Source organism: Ectopseudomonas chengduensis (assembly GCF_900102635.1).
GTDB lineage: Bacteria > Pseudomonadota > Gammaproteobacteria > Pseudomonadales > Pseudomonadaceae > Aquipseudomonas > Aquipseudomonas chengduensis.
In genome coordinates this window covers 73,239-90,386 of sequence record NZ_FMZQ01000015.1, presented here as the reverse complement: position 1 = coordinate 90,386, position 17,148 = coordinate 73,239, and the positions used below count along the sequence as shown (strand labels likewise).

At 61.6% G+C, this 17,148-nt stretch carries 13 protein-coding genes and 2 pseudogenes; 6 read left to right on the top strand and 9 right to left on the bottom strand.

Translation table 11 applies throughout. From position 1 onward, the window contains the following. Positions 1–114 precede the first annotated feature (114 nt). The gene (locus BLS08_RS21115) at positions 115–1,734 is read right to left on the bottom strand and encodes an acyl-CoA synthetase (protein WP_090337417.1); all 1,620 of its coding nucleotides are present in this window, start codon (positions 1,732–1,734) and stop codon (positions 115–117) included. A 141-nt stretch (positions 1,735–1,875) separates the two neighbouring features. On the opposite strand from BLS08_RS21115, the gene BLS08_RS21110 reads away from it, so the two are divergent. Continuing rightward, entirely contained in the window at positions 1,876–3,786 is a 1,911-nt protein-coding gene (locus BLS08_RS21110) for a PAS domain-containing sensor histidine kinase (RefSeq protein ID WP_090337415.1), read from the top strand. 136 nt (positions 3,787–3,922) lie between these two features. Continuing rightward, positions 3,923–4,559: pseudogene (locus tag BLS08_RS21105) on the top strand (response regulator transcription factor). A 4-nt stretch (positions 4,560–4,563) separates the two neighbouring features. Here BLS08_RS21105 and BLS08_RS21100 read toward each other — a convergent pair. From BLS08_RS21100 to BLS08_RS21075, 6 genes are all read right to left on the bottom strand, one after another. Next, entirely contained in the window at positions 4,564–7,155 is a 2,592-nt protein-coding gene (locus BLS08_RS21100) for an EAL domain-containing protein (RefSeq protein ID WP_208600921.1), read from the bottom strand. An 87-nt stretch (positions 7,156–7,242) separates the two neighbouring features. After that, on the bottom strand, positions 7,243–7,854 hold the full coding sequence (locus BLS08_RS21095) for a class I SAM-dependent methyltransferase (RefSeq protein WP_090337413.1): 612 nt from the start codon (positions 7,852–7,854) through the stop codon (positions 7,243–7,245). 3 nt (positions 7,855–7,857) lie between these two features. Next, a complete protein-coding gene (locus BLS08_RS21090; protein ID WP_017675519.1) occupies positions 7,858–8,202 on the bottom strand; it encodes a DUF5629 family protein in 345 nt (114 codons plus the stop codon). Between the two features lie 16 nt (positions 8,203–8,218). Continuing rightward, positions 8,219–8,860, bottom strand: a complete 642-nt coding sequence (locus BLS08_RS21085) for an oxidoreductase (RefSeq protein WP_090337411.1) — start codon at positions 8,858–8,860, stop codon at positions 8,219–8,221. A 30-nt stretch (positions 8,861–8,890) separates the two neighbouring features. After that, a complete protein-coding gene (locus BLS08_RS21080; RefSeq protein WP_090337410.1) occupies positions 8,891–10,615 on the bottom strand; it encodes a C13 family peptidase in 1,725 nt (574 codons plus the stop codon). A gap of 135 nt (positions 10,616–10,750) precedes the next feature. Further along, complete coding sequence (locus BLS08_RS21075) at positions 10,751–11,206, bottom strand: MaoC family dehydratase (protein ID WP_090337408.1); 456 nt, start codon at positions 11,204–11,206, stop codon at positions 10,751–10,753. Between the two features lie 401 nt (positions 11,207–11,607). Here BLS08_RS21075 and BLS08_RS21070 point away from each other — a divergent pair, with 401 nt between their 5' ends. From BLS08_RS21070 to BLS08_RS21060, 3 genes are read left to right on the top strand one after another with little or no spacing between them, the layout of a single operon-like run. After that, positions 11,608–11,967, top strand: a complete 360-nt coding sequence (locus tag BLS08_RS21070; protein WP_003463039.1) for a CidA/LrgA family protein — start codon at positions 11,608–11,610, stop codon at positions 11,965–11,967. Next, complete coding sequence (locus tag BLS08_RS21065) at positions 11,964–12,680, top strand: LrgB family protein (RefSeq protein WP_090337406.1); 717 nt, start codon at positions 11,964–11,966, stop codon at positions 12,678–12,680. Before BLS08_RS21070 ends, BLS08_RS21065 begins: the two co-directional genes overlap by 4 nt. A 60-nt stretch (positions 12,681–12,740) precedes the next feature. After that, positions 12,741–13,325: an LON peptidase substrate-binding domain-containing protein gene (locus BLS08_RS21060; protein WP_090337405.1), complete on the top strand. Its 585-nt coding sequence runs from the start codon at positions 12,741–12,743 to the stop codon at positions 13,323–13,325. 9 nt (positions 13,326–13,334) lie between these two features. On the opposite strand, the gene BLS08_RS21055 is transcribed toward BLS08_RS21060, so the two are convergent. Together BLS08_RS21055 and BLS08_RS21050 are read right to left on the bottom strand one after the other, a co-directional pair. Continuing rightward, on the bottom strand, positions 13,335–14,651 hold the full coding sequence (locus BLS08_RS21055; protein ID WP_090337403.1) for a bifunctional DedA family/phosphatase PAP2 family protein: 1,317 nt from the start codon (positions 14,649–14,651) through the stop codon (positions 13,335–13,337). Beyond that, a pseudogene (locus BLS08_RS21050) lies at positions 14,648–15,046 on the bottom strand (DNA-3-methyladenine glycosylase); the annotation flags it as partial. The gene BLS08_RS21055 and the pseudogene BLS08_RS21050, both read right to left, overlap by 4 nt. 47 nt (positions 15,047–15,093) lie before the next feature. Between BLS08_RS21050 and BLS08_RS21045 the strand changes: the two are divergent. Beyond that, positions 15,094–16,806: a recombinase family protein gene (locus BLS08_RS21045; RefSeq protein ID WP_090337402.1), complete on the top strand. Its 1,713-nt coding sequence runs from the start codon at positions 15,094–15,096 to the stop codon at positions 16,804–16,806. Positions 16,807–17,148: the final 342 nt, after the last annotated feature.

The following is a 17,148-nucleotide window of genomic DNA, read 5'->3' as shown; positions in this document are numbered from 1 at the left end:
GGGTTCTCCGTCGGCCGCCTGGGCCGGTTCTTGTTGTTGTGCAAACGGTGGGCTGCGGTCTGTGGGAGGCGCTTTAGCGGCGACGCTCGCGGCTGAAGCCCCTCCCACAAGGGATCAGAGGGCCTTGGCCATATCGCGCAGGACGAACTTCTGGATCTTGCCGGTGCTGGTCTTGGGCAATTGGGTGAAGACCACGGTCTTGGGCACCTTGAAGCCGGCCAGGTGCTCGCGGCAGAAGGCCATGATTTCGCTGTCGCTGGCCTGCTGGCCGGTCTTCAGGGTGATGAAGGCGCAGGGCGTTTCGCCCCATTTCTCGTCCGGGCGGGCGACCACGGCCGCCTCCAGCACCGCCGGGTGGCGATAGAGCACGCCTTCGACCTCGATGGTAGAGATGTTCTCGCCGCCGGAGATGATGATGTCCTTGAGGCGGTCGCGGATCTCCACATAGCCGTCGGTATGGCACACGCCCAGGTCGCCGGTGTGGAACCAGCCGCCTTCGAAGGCTTCGGCGGTAGCGCTGGGGTTCTTCAGGTAGCCCTTCATCACGGTATTGCCGCGCATGAAGATCTCGCCGATGGTCTGGCCGTCACGCGGCACCGGCTCCAGGGTTTTCGGGTCGGCCACCATCACCCCTTCCAGGGTCGGGTAGCGCACGCCCTGGCGCGCCTTGATGGTGGCGCGTTGTTCCAGCGGCAGCTCGTCCCATTCGGCGTGCCAGGCGCACAGGGTCACCGGGCCGTAGACCTCGGTAAGGCCGTACACATGGGTGACATGGATGCCCATCTCCTCCACCGCGCCGATCACCTTGGCGGGCGGCGCGGCGCCGGCAACCATGGCCTTGACCGGGTGATCGATGGCCGCCTTGGCCTCGGCCGGCATGTTCACCAGGGCGTTGAGCACGATGGGCGCGCCGCACAGGTGGGTGACCTGCTCGTCGCGGATCAGGGTGAGGATCTTCGCTGGGTCGACGCGGCGCAGGAACACATGCACGCCAGCCAGCGCGGTGACCGTCCAGGGGTAGCACCAGCCGTTGCAATGGAACATCGGCAACGTCCACAGGTAGACCGGGTGGTTGCCCATGGCCCAGGTCATCTGGTTGCCCATGGCGTTGAGGAAGGCGCCGCGGTGGTGGTAGACCACGCCCTTGGGGTTGCCGGTGGTGCCGGAGGTGTAGTTGAGGCTGATGGCCTGCCACTCGTCCGTCGGCCACTGCCAGGCGAATTCGGGGTCGCCCTCAGCGAGGAAGGTCTCGTAGTCCAGGTCGCTGACCGCCTGGCCCTCGCCGTACTCGGGGTCGTCGACGTCGATCACCAGCGGCGGGTGGTCGAGCATGCCGATGGCAGCGTGGATCACATCGAAGAACTCGCGGTCGGCGATCACCACCTTGGCTTCGCCATGCTGCAGCATGAAGGCGATGGCCTCGGCATCCAGGCGTACGTTGAGGGTGTTGAGCACTGCGCCGATCATCGGCACGCCGAAATGCGCTTCGAGCATGGCCGGAATGTTCGGCAGCATCACCGCCACCGTGTCGCCCTGGCCGATGCCGCGGCCGGCCAGCGCCGAGGCCAGGCGCCGGCAGCGCGCGTAGGTCTCGGCCCAGTTGCGGCGAATCGAGCCATGCACCACGGCCGGATAGTGCGGGTAAACCGCCGCGGTACGCTCGATGAAGCTCAGGGGGCTGAGGGCGACGTGGTTGACGGCGGCGCGGCCGAGGCCCTGCTCGTAGATCGACATGGCGGATACACCTTTGGCTGATTGTTAGCTCTGGTTATTCCGGTAATGATGCAGGCATTACCGAAGCTTGCTGGCGATGATTTATAGGTCATTACTAGTAAATATGGAAGTTGTACCAAGGTTTTATAGAATAATTACTATATGAAGACTGACGCTCATCTCTCCGCCGTTCCCCTGCAGTCCTGGCTGCGCATCCAGCGCGAGGCGCCGCCGCTGGGCGAGCGGGCCGAGGCGCTGCGCCAGGCCCTGCTGGGCTGCCCGCAGGTGCGCCAGGCCTGGTACCTGGCCTGGCAGCCGGCCAGTCGCACCTACGCTCAGGTGGACGGGGGGCCGCGCCTGCCGCCGGGCATGGGCGACCCGCTGGAGGCCAGCGACGAGGCGCTGTTCGCCGCGCTTGGCGAACAATCGAGCCTGACCTTCGACGCCCTGCGCCGGCTGCCCTGCTGGCTGGCCGGGCGTCTGCGCCGCGCCGCGCTGCATCATGGCCAGGCGCTGGCCCTGCAGCTGCAGCCCGGCCAGCCCGGCGTGCTGCTGTTGCAGGTCGACGAGGCGGCCGGGCTGGAATGGCTGCCCTGGCTGCGTGAACTGCTGGTGCAGATGGTCGAACTGGCCTCGGGGCTGGCGCGCAGTGCGCCGCTGCTGTCGGCCGATCCGCAACCGGCGCTGCTGCTCGACGCCGAGGCGCGCCTGCTGGAAAGCAACGCGTCGCTGCAGGCGCTGCTCGGCGAGCGCGCGCTGGCCCAGGTCGGTGAGCTGTTGCCGGTCAACCATCTGCCGCTGGTGCGCGCTTGCCTGGAGCAATGCAGGGCCATCGAGGCGGTGGAGGCGCAGGACGGCGAGCGTATCCTGATCTGGAGTTTCGTCCCCGATGTCGCCGAGCGGCGGGTGCTGGCGCGCTGCCGCGAGGCCACCCGCGAGATCCGCGAACAGCGTGAGGCCGCGCGGGCGCGGCGGCTGTACCGGCTGATCACCGAGAACACCACCGACCTGATTTCCCGGCATACGCCGGGCGGCGTGTTTCTCGACGCCTCGCCGGCCTGCTGGACGCTGCTCGGCTACTGGCCGGAAGAACTGCGCGGCATGGCGGTCGACGGCCTGCTGCATCCGCAGGACCAACTGCAGCAGGCCAAGCAGGCGCGCGAGGCGCTGGAGCAGGACGGTTATCACACCATGACCTACCGCATCCGCCACCGCGACGGCCACTACCTGTGGTTCGAGACCGCCAGCCGCGCCATTCGCGAGACCTACACCGGCGCGGTGGTGGAGGTGGTCAGCGTGTCGCGCGACATCACCGCGCGCATCCAGGCCGAGGAGAACAAGCGCCGCCTGGAAGACGAGCTGGCGCACACCACGCGGCTGATCACCCTGGGTGAGCTGGCCTCGGGCATCGCCCACGAGATCAACCAGCCGCTGGCGGCGGTGGTCAACTACGCCAGCGCCAGCCAGCGCTACCTGCAGGGCGTCGGCGGCGATCCTGCCGCTGTCGACAAGGTGGCTCAAGGCCTGGCGCGCATCACCGAACACGCCAACCACGCCTCGGCAGTGATCAAGCGCCTGCGCGCCTTCCTGCGCAAGGGCCAGCGGCGCATGCAGGCGCTCAATCTGGCCGAGGTGGCGCGCGAGGCCGTGCGTCTGTGCAACTGGGAGGCGGGCGCGGCACAGGTAGCGGTCAGCGACGCCTTGCCGGACAATCTGCCGCCGGTATTCGCCGACCGCGTACTGCTCGAACAGGTGCTGCTGAACTTGTTGCGCAACGCCATCGAGGCCAACCGCGATCAGCATCCGGGCAGCGCATCGCAGATTCGTCTGCAAGCGCAGGAGCGCGAAGGCAGCCTGATGATCCGGGTGATCGACCAGGGGCCGGGTGTCAGCGAGGAGCAACTGGGTAAGCTGTTCACGCCGTTCTACACCAGCAAGGCGGACGGCCTGGGGCTTGGCCTGTCCATGAGCCGCAGCATCGTCGAAGGTTTTGGTGGGTCGCTGGACGCATTGCCGGCCGAGGGCGGCGGGTTGTGCCTGGAGTGTCGTTTGCCGTTGGGCAGAGAGGATTAGGTTGATCTGTAGGAGCCGGCTTGCCGGCGATCAGGACTCGTGGCGCGACGCGAATCGGCGGACTGTTCGCTGGCGCTCCTGAGTCCGCCCTACGAGCGGCCAAGTCACTGATAACAACAAGAGGAGCAGCACAGGGATGCAACAACTGGTTTATGTGGTCGATGACGACCAGGGCATGCTCGACTCGACCCTCTGGCTGCTGGAGTCGGTAGGCCTCAAGGGTGTGCCGTTTACCAGCGGTCGTGCCTTTCTCGAGGCCTGCGACCCGGCGGCCAATGCCTGCGTGCTGCTCGATGTGCGCATGCCGGGCATGGGGGGCCTGAACGTGCAGGAGGAGATGCGCGTGCGCGGTATCGACCTGCCGATTATTTTCGTCAGCGGTCACGCCGACGTGCCCATCGTGGTGCGCTTTCAAGGCCGGCGCGGTGGATTTCATCGAGAAGCCCTACAACGAGCAACTGCTGCTCGACAGCGTGCAGCAGGCGCTGGAGCGCCGTAAGCCTGTAACCAGGCGCGATCCGCGTCTGGCCGAGGTACAGGCGCGGCTCGATCAACTCACCCCACGTGAGCGTGACGTGCTGTTGCCATTGGTGCGCGGCTATACCAACCGTGAAGTCGCCGAGCAGCTGGATATCAGCGTGAAAACCGTCGACCTCTATCGCTCACGGGTGATGAAGCGCATGCAGGCCGAGACGCTGGCCGAGCTGGTGGGTATGGCCATCGCCGCCGGTCTGGTGGACAGCCTGGCGTTGCGTGAGCCTGCGCGCGCCTGAGTCTTCAGGCTGAGCCCTGCTGCAGGTCGAGGGTGGCTCGACCGTAGACGCCGATCTGTTCGGCCGGCTGCGGGACGCCATACAGGTAGCCCTGGAAGTGGTGACAGCCCAGGCGTAGCAGAGCATCGCGCTGTGCCTGGCTCTCTACGCCTTCGGCGATGACGCGCAACTCCAGCGCCTGCCCCAGAGCGAGAATGGTCCGCACGATGGCGGTATCGCTGGCATTGTCGAGCAGGTCGCGAACGAAGCTGCGGTCGATCTTCAACTGGTCGAGTGGCAGGCGTTTCAGGTAGCTGAGCGATGAGTAGCCGGTGCCGAAGTCGTCCAGCGAGAAACGCACGCCGCGGGCTCTGAGCTGGCCCATCTTGTTGATCAGCGCTTCGATGTCCTGCACCAGCTGGCTCTCGGTCAGCTCCAGCTCCAGCTTGTGCGGGTTGGCTCCGGTCTTCTGCAGCGCGCTGAGCACGTCGGTGACGAAGTCCGGATGATGAAATTGGCGGGCGCTGACGTTGATCGCCACGGTCAGCTCGGCGCGCTGCGGGTCATTGGCCCATGAGGCGAGTTGCTGACAGGCCGTGTGCAGGATCCAGCGGCCCATGGGCAGGATCAGCCCGGTACTTTCCGCCAGCGGAATGAACTCGCCAGGCGGCACCAGACCGCGCTGCGGGTGCTGCCAGCGCACCAGCGCCTCGGCGCCGAACAGCTCACCCCGGTCATCCACCTGCGGCTGGTAGTGCAGAAGCAACTGACCCTCGCTCAGGGCGCGGCGCAGCTCGTGCTCCAATGTGGCGCGGGCGGCCAGCGCCTGCTGCATGCGCGGGTCGAAGAAACACAGGGTATTGCGCCCGGCTGCCTTGGCTTCATACATGGCCAGGTCGGCGTGCTTGAGCAGTTCCTCGGGCTTGTCGTGCGGTTGCGAGAACAGCGCTACACCGATGCTGGCGCTGCCGCTGTGGCTATAGCCGGGCAGCTCGAACGGGGTAGCCAGAGCGCGCAGCAGCTTTTCCGCGACATGCTCGATGGTGGCGATGGCAGCCTGAGGCTCAGGCTCGAGGTTCTCCAGTATCAATACGAACTCATCGCCGCCGAGGCGCGACAGGCTGTCTTCGAGGCGCACCTGATTGAGCAGGCGCTCGCTGACCTGTTGCAGCAGCAGATCGCCCATGTCGTGGCCGAGGGTGTCATTGAGCTGCTTGAAATTGTCCAGATCGATGAACAGCAGCGCGCCCTCACGTCGACTGCGTGCGCTGCGGGCCAGGGCGAACTGCAGGTGTTCGAGCAGCAGGCGGCGATTGGGCAGACCGGTGAGCGCGTCGTAATAGGCGAGTTGATGGATCTGTTCGAGGTTCTTCTTGTGCTCGGTGATGTCGGTGGAAATGCCGCACAGGGCGTAGATGCTGCCATCGGCGGCACGCAGCGGCAGCTTCACCGAAAAGTAGGTGCGCTCGTTACGGCCGTAGCGATCACGGTTGGTTTCCTCGCTCTCGATGCGCTCGCCAGCCAGTACGCGTCGGTCGTTGATGCCCAGTGCTTGTGCCGTGTCACTGTCGAAGAAGTCGGCATCGCTATGACCGATGACCTGTTCGGCGCTGCGTCCGAACAGCTCGCAAACCTTGCGATTGACGTACTGATAACGCAGTTGCGGGTCCTTGATGTAGATATGCGCCTCGACGCTGTCGAGGATGGTATTGAGGCGCGCTTCGCTGGTCTTGAGGTGTCGGGTCTTGTCCGCGACCTGGCGGCGTAACAGCAGGCTGCCGCCAATGGCCAGCGCCAGCAGTGCGGCGAGCAGCGCCAAGCCCCACCAGAACAGGACGGGCACGCTGCGCTGCTGAGGCGCTCCGCTCCAGCGCTGCAGCACCTGAAAGTAGATAGAGCCAGGCGCTGATTGCCAATTTTGCAGGTGCTGGTCGATGGCACTGAGCAGCTCGCCGTTGGTACCTTTGCGCGTGGCGTAGAACAGCTGTGCAGGCTGGAACATGATCGGTGTTGCGCTCAGGCGGTAGCTGGCGGCGTGATAGTCACCGAACAGATGATTGGCCACTACTGCATCGGCCTGCTCGGCAAGCACCATGGCAAAGCCCTGGCTCAGGTCGCTGAGCGGAATCATCTGTGCCTGCAGGCCAAAGCTGTCGAGCAGGCTCTGCAGATACTTGAACTGAATCGACCCCTCCAACGCTGCGATACGCAGGCCGCGCAGGTCGAGCACGCTCCGCAGGCGCAGCTCTTCGTGGCTGTACAGCTGTGACCAGCTGAATAGCGAAGGCACCTGGTGGAAGTCCATCAGTTGTGCCCGCTCCTCGCTGAAGGCGACGTCTGGCAGCAGATCGATCTCGCCGTCCTGCAGCAGTTGCAGGCATTGCTGCCAGGCGCAGGGCACTGTCTGCAGCTGCCAGCGTTCCTCATTGGCAATGGCCTGCAGCAGTTCACCGAGAATGCCCGATGGCTGTGCGTTGGCATCGGCAAAGATCTTTGGCTCGTTGGCGTACACGCCGACCCTGACCATGCGTGCCTCTGCGGCGGTGCTCCAGGCGCAGCCCAGCAGGCACAGACACAGCAGCAGGTTAACGAGGCGGGGTGAAAAGAGGGGCTTCATGCGCGGGTCGACTTCCATGGGCAGAGTTCCAGCAGCCTGTTCTGCAGTATGGCCGCCTATACCGAGTATGCGAGCCCAGTGCGGTGCTCAGTCGGCCCAGCCGCGATAGACGTGGGTCATGGGTCTGGGGCCTTTCAGGTAGCCGGTATCCAGCTGGCGGATATGAAAGCCCCCGGCCTCGATCAGCGCGGGTATGTCGCGATCCAGATGGCAGCCGCCGGCCAGCGGTTTCCACAGCGGCGTCAGGCGTTTCTGCCAGCGCACCACAGGCAGATCCGGCGCCAGGCCATGTTCGCAGAACAACAGACGACCACCGGCTTTCAGCACCCGGCGCATTTCCCTGAGTGCGGCCAGCGCATCGGGGATGGTGCACAGGGTGAAGGTGCAGACGATGTCGTCGAAGCTGGCGTCCTCAGCCTGAATCTGCCCCAGCTCCAGGGCGATCATTTCCACCGGCACCTGGCAGCGCGCGGCGCGTTCACGGGCCAGGCGCTGCATGTCGGCGGACGGGTCGACGCCAACGATCACCTCGACCCGCTGCGGATCGTAGAAGCTCAGGTTGAGGCCACTGCCGATGCCGATCTCCAGTACTCGCCCCCTGGCCAGCGGCACGATCTGTGAGCGGGCTTTCATGACCGCGCCCATGCCGCAGGCGAAATCGATCAGATACGGCAGCACGTGGCGGTCATAGAGGCTCATGGTTCAGGCTTCGTCTTGCTCGTCGTCGCCGTCATCGTTGTCACCGCGATAGGCAGCGAAGCACTTGAGGCTGTGGCTGACTTCGCTGCCCTCGATCAGCCAGCTGTCGTCCGCTTCGCTGTAACGCGCGGCCTGCACCGAAGCCAGGGAAAACTTCCACAGGCGGCGTTCACGGCCGTCTATGCAATGTACTTGCAACAGGGGTTTGGCGGCGCTGTCACTGCCAGCCGTGCCGGCGCTGATCTGCGCCAGCAATTCGGTGTCGAGGTCGAACTGCCAGGCATACAGACCGTCGATCTCGAGCATGTCGGCGTCTTGCAGGGCCTCGATCAGGCTTGTGGGTTTCATCGTTTCATCCACGGTATCAGCGCCCAAGCCGGCGCAGGTCGGAAGACTCTATCACGCGTACGCCGTCTTCCTCTTCCAGGGCCAGGCGCCACAGGGCACGGGCCAGGGCGCAGGCGTCGATGCCGCGATACTTGCCCGGTAGCCAGCGCAGCAACGGGGCTGCGAGGCGCTCGCCGAGACGAAATTCGTGCCGCGCGCCGAGCAGCAGCGACGGGCGAGCGATGGTCAGTTGCGGCCAGTCCATGGCCTTCAGCGCCTCTTCGGTCTCGCCTTTGACGCGGTTGTAGAACACCTTTGATCCGGGGTTGGCACCGAGGGCGCTGATCACCACCAGATGCCGTGCGCCCAGCTCGCGAGCGCGCCGAGCGAAGGCCAGTACCAGGTCATGATCGACGGCACGGAAGGCTTCCTGCGAGCCGGCCTGCTTGATGGTGCTGCCCAGGCAGCAGAAAGCGGTATCGACCTGGCCGGACAGCTGCGGCAGCAGCGCTTGCAGGTCGCCCACCGGGTTTTCCAGGTGCGGGTGCGCGGCCAATGGGCGGCGCGTAGGCGCCAGCACGCGGGCGACCGTCGGCTCGCTGAGCAGGCGGTCGAGCAGGTGTTCACCGGTGAGTCCGGTGGCGCCGGCGATAAGGATGTGCTGCGGGGTCAGGTACATGCGGTTGTCTCTTGTCCGTTACAGTTCAGCTTAGTCCTTTGCCGGACCACTGGCCACGGCACTGAGCGCACGCTCGGCCTGGCTCTGGCGCAGGTTGCGCCAGTGCTGGAGTACGCCGCGTGGCGCCCAGATCTGCGGTTCGGAAGGTTCGAAGCCGTCGCTCTGCTCTCGCTCGGCGACGCGTTCCTTGGCCAGCTCGAAGGCCCGCTCGAGGTTGTCGGTTTCGCCCAGCGCCTCGGCGAACAGGGCGCGGCCGAAGTAGGTGAAGTCGTTCTCTTCACTGCAGCCGAAGGACACCCGGTCGGCACGTGCGGCGGTCATCACCAGGGTCTTTTCGTCTTTCAGCGGCGGGATGAAACCGCCGGAATAGCAGGCGGAGATCACCACCACCTTGTTGCGCTGCTTGAGTGGAGCGAGCAGGGCAGCCAGCTCGCTGGCGGGCAGGTCGGCCAGTTGCAGGCGCGGCTGGTCGAGATTGAGCTCGTGACGGCGCGAGCCGTGGCTGGTCAGATAGATGAAGATCAGGTCTTCTTCGCCACTGCGTGCGGCCAGCGCCTGCACCACGCGGGTGAGATTCTCGCGGGTGGCCAGTGGGCGGTCGGCGAGATGGTCGCGGTGGTTGATCAGGCTGATGCTGCCATGGGCGCCAAAGCGCTCGCGCATCAGCCGGCTGACGTAGTCGGCTTCGCGCATGAATACGCTTTGCTTGCCGTCGCCGGCCAGGGTTAGCGCATACAGCTCGCGCGCCGGTGTCGAGGCTGGAATCGCGGCGATGGCTTCATCGAGCAGATGCCCTTGTTGCAGCAGGCCCAGCTCGAGGCTATCGGGCAGCACCTGGCCCTGATCGTCACGTACCAGGCGGCCGCGTTGCCAGGTGCCGGACTGGCGACTGCCATCGGCCAGGGTCAGGGTGCCTGTACCGCTGTACTCGCCAGCCGAGAAGCGGCCCCGGTAGGCGCTGCCATCGCTCAGCGTGAGCAGGCCTTCACCTTCATACTGCCAGTCGGCGAACTCGCCAAGGTAGCGGGTGCCGGCGCCGTCGGTATATTCACCGGGGCCCTGCATCACGCCCTCGATGAACTCCCCGGCCCAGGTTTCGCCGCTGGCGCTCTGGTAGCGGCCCTTGCCGTGGAATTCGTCATTCTGGAAGCCGCCGCTGTAGTTGTCGCCATCGGCATTCTGATAACTGCCCTGGCCGCTGAGCAGCCCTTGGGCGAACACGCCGCTGTACTGGTTGCCGTAGGCGTCGCTGCGCACGCCCTGGCCCTCTGGCTGACCGTTGACGAACTGGCCCTGGAAGCTGCTGCCGTCGGCCATCTCCAGTTTGCCCAGGCCATGGAAGCGGTCGTTGAGAAATTCACCCTGGTAGCGCTGGCCGCCCTGTTCCAGCAGGCCGACGCCGCTGAAGCGATTGCGTTCGAAACCGCCCTGGTAGCGGCTGCCATCGCTGTAGGTCAGGGTGCCCTGGCCATGGAACATGCCTTCGTGGAACTCGCCCAGATAGTGCTCACCACCCGGGCCTTGCCATTCACCGCTGCCTTCGAGCATGCCGTCCTTGAATTGGCCGACGAACCAGCTGCCGTTGCGGTAGTCCAGGCGTCCCGGCCCTTGCAACAGACCGTCGACTATCTCGCCGCGATACTGGCCACCATCCGGCAGGGTGGCATTGGCCGGCAGCAGCGGGCGTGCTTCGTCGCAACCGGCGAGCAGCAGAGACAGGCAAAGAGGCAGCAAGCGCAGGGCAAGGGGATTCATGAGGGACGTCCAGGTCGGTGCTTTGTCCGCAGTATGCCGCAAGCCTGGACGCTTGCGTTGCCGAGTCGCACGCTTTGCTGATGTGAGAACGCTCCCGTTCCGGCAGCTGACGCCGGAAGCGGGAACAGGCAGGGGTCAGACGAAGCAGAGGGTCAAGGGTTCGGCAATATAGGCCGGCTTCTCCTGGCCTTCGATCTCCAGTACGGCGCGGGCCTTGAGCAGCCACTGGCCGGGGTTCTTCTCGGTAGCGTCGGTCAGCGTCACCACCAGGCGCACCTTGGAGTCGACCTTGACCGGCTGGATGAAACGCACGCTGTCGAGACCGTAGTTCACCGCCATCTTCAGGCCCTGCGGCATGATCATGATCTTTTCCATCAGCATCGGCACCAGCGATAACGACAGGAAACCGTGGGCGATGGTGGTGCCGAAGGGGGTCAGCTTGGCTTTTTCCGGGTCGACGTGGATGAACTGGTGGTCGCCGGTGCACTCGGCGAACTGATTGATGCGCTGCTGGTCGATGGTCAGCCACTCGGACTTGCCGAGTTCCTTGCCAACATAGTCCTTGAGCTCTGCTACGGGTACGAACGGCATAGTTCCTCCTTGAGGACGCGGGTGTTTTTCTTGTGTGCGTGAACCGTTGCGGCCTAGATCATCACGGGTCCGGCAGCGGGTCAAGCCTGCCTTGGCGTAATGAATGACGCGGCATAGGCCAGCCTGACGAAGCAATACAGAGGCCAGCGCGCCTATAATGGCCGACATGCCTCAATAGATGCCCGGAATCCCCTCTGGTAGGCCGCTGAAAAACTACCTGTGTTGTCATTGCTGCGTTAAAAACAGGCTCAACATTCTCATTTACAGCTCGTAAACTCCGCTTTTTTGCCTGTTTTTGCGGGGCCGCCATCGGTGTTGCACTGACTGCCTCGCCTACGTTTTTCAACGGCCTACTCGCGAGCGGAAATACGGCCATCGCTCGTCTTCTGGAGACCTCAAACATGCTGCTTCGCGGCCTTTCCTGGCTGGTGTTGTGCCAGTTGCTGGGTACCGTTCTCAACGTCCTGCTGTTACCGATGTTGCCAGGGCCGATCATCGGCATGCTGCTGTTGTTCGTTTTTCTCATGCTGCGCGGCGAGGTGGGCGAGCCGCTGAGCGTTGCGTCCAGCAGCCTGCTCAAATACCTGCCGCTGATTCTGGTGCCGCCCGCCGTGGGTGTGATGGCCTATGCCAGCGATATCGCCGCGGATTTCTGGGCCGTGGTCGGCGCGCTGGTGCTGTCGCTGCTGGTATCGCTGGCCTTCGCCGGCTGGCTGATGCAGAAACTGATCGAGCGCCAGCAGCGCCGGGAGGACGTATGAGTCCCGATTGGCAGGGCGCCTGGCAGGCGCTGACCCATCACCCACTGTTCGGCATCGGCATCACCCTGGGCGCCTACCAGCTGGCCATGGCCGCCTATGAGCGTACTCGCTGGGTATTCCTGCAGCCGGTGCTGGTATCTATGCTCACGGTTATCGGCATCCTGCTGCTGTGCGGTCTGAGTTTCGCCGAATACCGGAGCAGCGTCGCGGCGCTGACCCTGCTGCTCGGCCCGGCCACCGTGGCCTTGGCGGTGCCGCTGTATCTCAACCTGCGGCGGATTCGTCAGCTGTTCTGGCCGATCATTCTGACCTTGCTGGTTGCCGGCACCTTCGCCACCGTTCTTGGGGCAGGGCTGGCCTGGTTGTTCGGTGCTGAGCGAGTGATGCTGATGAGCATGGCGCCCAAGTCGGTGACCTCGCCTATCGCCATGCTGGTGGCTGATCAGATCGGCGGTATCGCGGCGCTGGCGGCGGTGTTCGTGATGATCACCGGGGTTATCGGTGCCATCGTCGGGCCGTCCATTCTGCGTCTGTGCAGGGTTCATCATCCGGCGGCGCAGGGTATGGCGCTGGGCATCACTGCGCATGCCGTGGGTACGGCGCGAGCACTGCAGGAGAGCGATGAGTGCGGTGCCTTCGCGGCATTGGCGATGAGTCTGATGGGGGTGATCACCGCCGTGCTGTTGCCTCTGGCGATTGTCATGCTCCTGTGAGAGCCTGCCTGACCATCCCTGATGTTCCGGCAGCCTTGCGTAGATAACAGGCCGTAAACCATGAAGCTACCGCTGTTCCCGCTCAACACCGTACTGTTTCCCGGCTGCGTGCTCGACCTGCAGATATTCGAGGCGCGCTACCTGGACATGATCAGTCGCTGCATGAAGCAGGGCAGTGGTTTCGGTGTGGTGTGCATCGTCGAGGGCGCTGAAGTGGGCGAAGCTGCCAGTAGTTTTGCCGCGATTGGCTGCGAGGCCCTGGTGCGCGACTTTCAGCAGCGTACCAACGGCTTGCTGGGTATTCGCGTGGAAGGTGGGCGGCGTTTTCGTGTCGAGCACGCCCAGGTTCTGCCTGACCAACTGACCGTCGCCGAGGTGCAGTGGCTTGAGGAGCAGCCAGACAGCCCACTGCAGGCCGAGCACGCCGATCTGGCTGCCCTGCACGCTGCCCTGGCCGAGCATCCGCTGGTGGCGGGGCTGGCCATGGAAGGCGTGGTCGCCGGTCAGCAGCAACTGGCCAATCAGCTGGCCTATCTGTTGCCACTGGAGCCTGCGCAGAAACTGCAGCTACTTCAACTCGATGACCCCGCTCTGCGGCTGGAGCAACTGCACGTCATGCTGGAAATGCTCCAGGGCGATGTCTGAGGCGGTGTGTCAATACGCATAGCGCAGCAGTGCAGTGGACAGCTGCCAGGTCGCCATGGCGCCCAGGACCGCGAGGCAGGCGGGCAGGACGATCCACCACAGGCGAGCCGGTAGTGCCGGCAGCGTTTCCTGGCGCTGACACAGCGCCAGGCTCAGGCCGCAGACGGCCGAGGCCAGCAGGGCGCCGGCGATGATGTCGCTGGGCCAGTGCACGCCCAGGTAGACCCGCGACAGAGCGATCGCCAAGGCCGGCAGGCTCGCCACCACCAGCCAGGCCAGGCGCAGGCGTGCCGATTGACCGCGGCCGGCCAGCACACCCAGCACCAGAAAGAAGGCAAAGGCTGCCGAGCTATGCCCACTGGGAAAGCTGAAGGTGGTCAGTGGCTCGCTCAGCACGTCGGGGCGCGCCCGGGCAAAACCATGCTTGAGCGTGGTGTTGCCCAGCGCCGTGACCAGCAGGGTCGAGCCGGCGAACAGCAGGTGACGCCAGCGGCGTGCCAGCAGCAGCAGGATGCACAGCACCGCTGCGGCTACCAGCTGGATATGGAAGTCGCCCAGTCGAGTGATGGTGCCGATCCAGCGATCCAGGTGCGTCTGGCGCTGTTCCTGGACCAGGGCCATCAGGCCCTGATCCAGTGCGTCGAGATGCGGCCAGCCAATGACGATGGCCAATAGCAGCAACAGACTGAGACCGCCACCGAGCAGGCTGGCGCGCGGTTTTTCCGCCAGGCTGGCCTGGATAGTCAGCAGCAGAATCACGCCAATACCTGCCAGCAGCACCGCCGCTTCTGTCCAGAAACCTTCTGCCATGGGTAGGCGCAGGGCCGCACCGGTCGCCCAGCCCGGTAGCAGGTAAGCCACCGCCCAGCCGGCAGCTGCCACCAGACTGACCAGAACGAAGCGCAGCAGCGGCATGCTCAGCATGCCGGCTACCAGTGGCAGCATGGGGCGCAGCGGGCCGATGAAGCGACCGACCAGCAGGCTGGCCACGCCGTAATGGCGGAAATAGAGTTCGGCGCGCAGGATCCACTGCGGGTGGTGACGCAGCACCGGCAGGCGGCCTATGTTGTGCTTGAAGCGTCTGCCCAGCGAATAGGAAATCATGTCGCCACACAGCGCACCGCTGTAGGCCAGCAGCAGCGTCTGCCACAGCGTCAGTACGCCGCTGCCGGCCAGCAGCGCGACGCTGAACAGCAGCACCACGCCGGGCAGCACAATGCCGACCAGTGCCAGGCACTCGAGCAGGGCGATAAGGAAGATCGCCAGACCCAGCCACTGCGGGTTGCCACTCAGCCAGGTGGTCAGGTTGTCCAGCCAGACACTCATCGTTCTGCTCCCGCAGCACTCAACAATCGATAATCACGCCCTTCGACCTGTCCACGGCGCAAAGGGTTGCGTGTGCAATGACGTGCGTAGGTGGCATCAACGAAACGGTAGGGCAGGTGCTCGTCGCGGCCCTTGGGAATGCCCAGGCGCGCGCACTGGATGATCGCGTGCGGCCGTTCGCCGACATCCTCGACGAACAGCTGCTGCGGGTCGAAGCGACGCGCATCCCAGTCCGGTACTTTCAGGCCCAGCGCTTTGCACAGCAGTGTCTGCCCGGCGCACAAACGTTCGGGGGAGCGGGGCTGGTCGAGGCTGCCTGGGTTGTTGCGTTGCATTGCCGCCAGGGCATCGGGGCCGCTGATGGCGTCGACCCAGGGATGCGCGGACTTGATCAAGTCCGGTCTATAATACCTGTAAGATTCGACCTTGCAGGGGCTTGAAAATGGCACGTCTAATTTCCTACTTGCGTATGTCTACAAGCGAGCAGCTTCGCGGCTTTTCGCTCGAACGGCAACGCAAATTGATCGCCGAATTTGCTGCAAAAAATGGCCTATCCGTCGAAGAAGAAAACACCCTTGAAGATATAGGCCGATCTTCATTTTCGGACGATGCACAACAGAAAGAATTGGCCAAATTTTTCGAGAACTTAAACGCCGGAAAATACGAGCCGGGCGACGTTTTCGCCCTTGAAAATATCGACCGTTTGACCCGTCGCGGCCCGGTAGACGCGATTTTAAAAGTCAATCAAATAATTTCAAAAGGCTTGAAATTAGCAATTATTAGCGGAAATGAACAAAGAATAATTGAAGACGTAAACGACGTTTTTACAATTATCAACTTGTCAATTGATGCTTCCCGTGCAAACAAAGAGAGTAAAAATAAAAGCGATAAAGGTTTAAGCAATTGGCAAGAAAAAAGAAACCTTGCCGCAACCCATAAAATAGCGATGACGGCACAAGCCCCGGCTTGGCTTGATACAGAAATATTTTATATTTTTGATGAAGAAAAAAAGAAAAATATCAAGCGTAGAAAATACGTTTTGAACGAAGAAAAAGCCGAGGCCGTCCGGTTGATTTTTAATCTTTATTCAAGCGGAAATGGTGCGTTAAAAATCAAAAATATTTTGAATGAAAGAAATATTCCAACCTTCAAAGGTGCCGAATACTGGGAACCTTCGATAATCACAAAAATACTAAAAAACCCGGCTACTTTTGGACTTTACCAACCTAAAAAACAAGGCACCGGCAAACGTGATTTGATTGCAGCAGGCGAGCCAATCAACGATTATTTTCCGCCCGTTATCACCCGTGATCTTTTCGAGCAATGCGAACGCATACGCGAAGGAAATGGCACGCGGAAAGGCCGCAAAGGTAAATTATTTACCAACCTTTTTACTGGCCTTTTGAAATGTGTCGATTGTGGCGGCCCCGTTCATCTACTCAACCCAGGCATTGACAAAAGGAATAAGGTTCAAAAGTCAATTTATTATCTTGTTTGTAAACGTGCAAAATTTACAAAAGAATGCACAACCAAGCGTGTTAGATATGACGACTTTGAAACGGCACTTTTAAAAGCCATTCAAGAGATAAACCTTGCGGATATTTTGAACGAAAATAATCCGCTTGAAACGCTCATTAAAAAGCAGCGTTCAAAAGAAACAGAAATAAACAAGAAAAAGAAATTGATCGAAAATTTTCAACGCCAGTTTTTAGAAAATGACGGCGACTTGCCATCGTTTATGATTTCGCAAGCAAAAGACGCGGAAATTTCTATAAAAGAACTTGAAGAAGATCAAAGAGCAATTGCAAGCGAAATCGCCCAATTAAATATCTATAATTCTAATGTTGATAATGCAATTGAAGAATTAAAAGAAAATGCGGACTATGGAACAAGATCAAAAATAAATTTGCTTTTCCACGAAATTATCAAAAATATTTCACTTGATACGGAAAACCAATTTTACACCGTCCGCTTTAAAAATGGCGTTATGCGAGTGATTACAGCGGCGGGCTTTATTGCCACCACCGAGGAACAAACCCCGGCAGATATAAACCAAATCTTGCAATCAATCGAAGGCCCAAGCATTCCAAGAGAGATAGCGACAGATGCGGAAAAATTGATTGAATATCTAAAAGCCCGCGAGGTTATAGAATAAGTCTTGCAATCAAACGCACAAAAAAGCACCGCGTAAAAATCTAACATTCAAACGATATTAGAAAGGCTGTCATTGATTGATGGCCTTTTTTATTGTCTGACGTTTTTTAATATGTCTGACACTTTTTAATGGCTGACAATTTGTCTGACACTTGAAAGCATTAAAATATATGATAAATTATTTTATATGAAGTCTTGTTTTAATAGGCAAGCAATGGAAATGTCAGACCAATTAACTGACGTTAATTAGTCTGGCGTAGAAAAACCTTCGGTCTTTTCCACTCCATTTCCGCTTGATTTTCTACACTTCGTTTGAAAATTAAAGAGCAAAAAGCAAAAGGCA

What these genes read in the sequence shown, in the direction of transcription:
- BLS08_RS21060 (WP_090337405.1), top strand. Translation starts at nt 12,741, where the DNA reads ATGAAGCTACCGCTGTTCCCGCTCAACACCGTACTGTTTCCCGGCTGC.
- BLS08_RS21080 (WP_090337410.1), bottom strand. Translation starts at nt 10,615, where the DNA reads ATGAATCCCCTTGCCCTGCGCTTGCTGCCTCTTTGCCTGTCTCTGCTG.
- BLS08_RS21090 (WP_017675519.1), bottom strand. Translation starts at nt 8,202, where the DNA reads ATGAAACCCACAAGCCTGATCGAGGCCCTGCAAGACGCCGACATGCTC.
- BLS08_RS21110 (WP_090337415.1), top strand. Translation starts at nt 1,876, where the DNA reads ATGAAGACTGACGCTCATCTCTCCGCCGTTCCCCTGCAGTCCTGGCTG.
- BLS08_RS21075 (WP_090337408.1), bottom strand. Translation starts at nt 11,206, where the DNA reads ATGCCGTTCGTACCCGTAGCAGAGCTCAAGGACTATGTTGGCAAGGAA.
- BLS08_RS21045 (WP_090337402.1), top strand. Translation starts at nt 15,094, where the DNA reads ATGGCACGTCTAATTTCCTACTTGCGTATGTCTACAAGCGAGCAGCTT.
- BLS08_RS21065 (WP_090337406.1), top strand. Translation starts at nt 11,964, where the DNA reads ATGAGTCCCGATTGGCAGGGCGCCTGGCAGGCGCTGACCCATCACCCA.
- BLS08_RS21115 (WP_090337417.1), bottom strand. Translation starts at nt 1,734, where the DNA reads ATGTCGATCTACGAGCAGGGCCTCGGCCGCGCCGCCGTCAACCACGTC.
- BLS08_RS21070 (WP_003463039.1), top strand. Translation starts at nt 11,608, where the DNA reads ATGCTGCTTCGCGGCCTTTCCTGGCTGGTGTTGTGCCAGTTGCTGGGT.
- BLS08_RS21055 (WP_090337403.1), bottom strand. Translation starts at nt 14,651, where the DNA reads ATGAGTGTCTGGCTGGACAACCTGACCACCTGGCTGAGTGGCAACCCG.
- BLS08_RS21085 (WP_090337411.1), bottom strand. Translation starts at nt 8,860, where the DNA reads ATGTACCTGACCCCGCAGCACATCCTTATCGCCGGCGCCACCGGACTC.
- BLS08_RS21095 (WP_090337413.1), bottom strand. Translation starts at nt 7,854, where the DNA reads ATGAGCCTCTATGACCGCCACGTGCTGCCGTATCTGATCGATTTCGCC.
- BLS08_RS21100 (WP_208600921.1), bottom strand. Translation starts at nt 7,155, where the DNA reads ATGAAGCCCCTCTTTTCACCCCGCCTCGTTAACCTGCTGCTGTGTCTG.